The organism is Endozoicomonas sp. SESOKO3, from assembly GCF_024606255.1.
Genome location: NZ_JAHHPR010000586.1, coordinates 1 through 1,934 on the forward strand (window position 1 = coordinate 1; position 1,934 = coordinate 1,934).

General features: G+C 49.9%; 2 protein-coding genes. Both read left to right on the plus strand.

The features are described 5' to 3' along the window. Positions 1–642 (plus strand): DUF1338 domain-containing protein (locus KDK18_RS09990; protein WP_257254755.1); only part of this gene is annotated, 642 nt, incomplete at its 5' end. A gap of 115 nt (positions 643–757) precedes the next feature. After that, positions 758–1,798, plus strand: a complete 1,041-nt coding sequence (gene astA / locus KDK18_RS09995; RefSeq protein ID WP_257254756.1) for an arginine N-succinyltransferase — start codon at positions 758–760, stop codon at positions 1,796–1,798. Positions 1,799–1,934 lie beyond the last annotated feature (136 nt).

A 1,934-nucleotide genomic window follows, 5' to 3' on the forward strand; every position in this document is an offset into this window, starting at 1 on the left:
GTAGCCCGCCCCTTTCTCGATGCAGGCTATGTTGTCGGCGGCGACTATGCATTTCCAGGCAGAAAACTGGTGGCTAAACATTTCCAGCATCCAGACGACACTCTGCCTAAAGTATTTATTAGTGAGCTGCTGGTTGAGGCACTATCAGGTAAAGCTCAGAAAATTATCCACAGCCTCGTCGACCAGGTGACTGAAGGATCTGTTCTTCTGGATAACTTCTGCTTTTCAGGGCGTCCCTGGACAGTCAGCCTGCAAGACTATGACCTGCTATTACAGGAAAGTGAGTACGCTGCCTGGGTGGCAGCCCTCGGTTACCGCCCCAACCACTTCACTGTCTCCATCAATCACCTGCAATCTCATGATGACATCCATGTCCTGAACCGTATGCTGCAGGATAATGGTTTCATACTGAATGAAAGCGGAGGTCTGGTGAAAGGTTCTCCCGAAGTCCTTCTGGAACAGTCATCCACCATGGCCGGCAAAGTCAGCGTCAGCTTCTCCGATGGTGACCGGGCGATCCCCGGCTGTTTCTATGAGTTTGCCAAGCGCTACTCACTGCCCAATGGTAAGCTCTACCAGGGGTTCGTAGCGGTTTCTGCTGACAAGATTTTTGAAAGTACCGATACCAGGTCAACCCAATGATCTGACTTTGTTCAGTCATTGAGGAAGGCAAAAGTGACAGAACAGTTTTTTCACAAGCTGCTCTTTTCTATCACGATAATCATAAAAAACGACCACTGAGGCCTGACATTTTCTTATGATGTTAATCAGACCCATTACCGAACAGGACCACGACGCACTCTGGCAGATTGCCCGGATGACCGGCGTGGGTTTCTCTTCCCTGCAACCTGATCCCGACATGGTGCAAAAAAAACTCGACTGGGCAGTCAACTCCTTCAGGGCTGAAAAGCCTCTGGAAGAAGCTTACTACCTGTTCGTCATGGAAGACACGAAAACGGAAAAAGTAGTTGGTGTCTGCGGCATTGAGTCCGCACTAGGCCTGAAAGACCCCTGGTACAACTACAAGGTGAACACTCAGGTACATGCCTCCAGAGAACTGGATGTCTATACCCGCATCAAGACCCTGACGCTTTGCAGTGATTACACCGGTCATTCAGAACTCTGCACTCTGTTCCTGACACCGGAATACCGTAAATCCAGCAATGGACACCTGTTGTCCAAGTGTCGTTTTCTTTTCATGGCTGCTCATGAGCCTCGCTTTGACGATAACATCATTGCCGAGCTTCGTGGCTTCTCTGATGAAGATGGCGAATCTCCCTTCTGGGAAGCTTTGGGCAGACATTTCTTTGCCGTGGACTTTGTCGAAGCTGACCAGCAGGTCTCCCGGGGTAAGTCTTTTATCGCCGAGTTGATGCCACGCAACCCCATCTACAGCAACCTGTTACCCGCAAAAGCCCAAAGTGTCATCGGTCAGACTCATCAGGATACTGTGCCCGCAAGAAAACTACTGGAGAGCGAAGGGTTCCGATACACCGGCTATATCGACATTTTTGATGGCGGTCCGGTGCTGGAAACCCGGCTTAGAGATATCCGGGCAATCAGGGATTCCCGCCGCTACCGGGTCAGGGTTCATGACTTTGTGGATACGGATGAAACGGTCTGGCTAATGGCCAACAGCCATTTCCGCAACTTTCGTTGCATGGCAGGACAACTGTCGTTTGAAGGACTGGAATCCGTCAACATCAGTCAGAAACAGGCTGAAGCCTTGAAGGTGCGAGACGGAGACGAACTCAGAGTCGTGCCACTCTTTAATCCACAACGGAACAATTATCAATAAACAGCCCTGAACACTAATACATTAGGAGTGACATTATGAAAGGTTCTCTATTTATTAAGGGACAATGGCTTCAGGGTGAAGGTCAGACATTCCATTCTCTGAATCCGGCCAGTGGTGAAACCGTCTGGAGTGGATC

Bases quoted from the DNA above. Each gene is read 5' to 3' on its own strand.
- astA (WP_257254756.1), top strand. From the start codon at position 758: ATGATGTTAATCAGACCCATTACCGAACAGGACCACGACGCACTCTGG.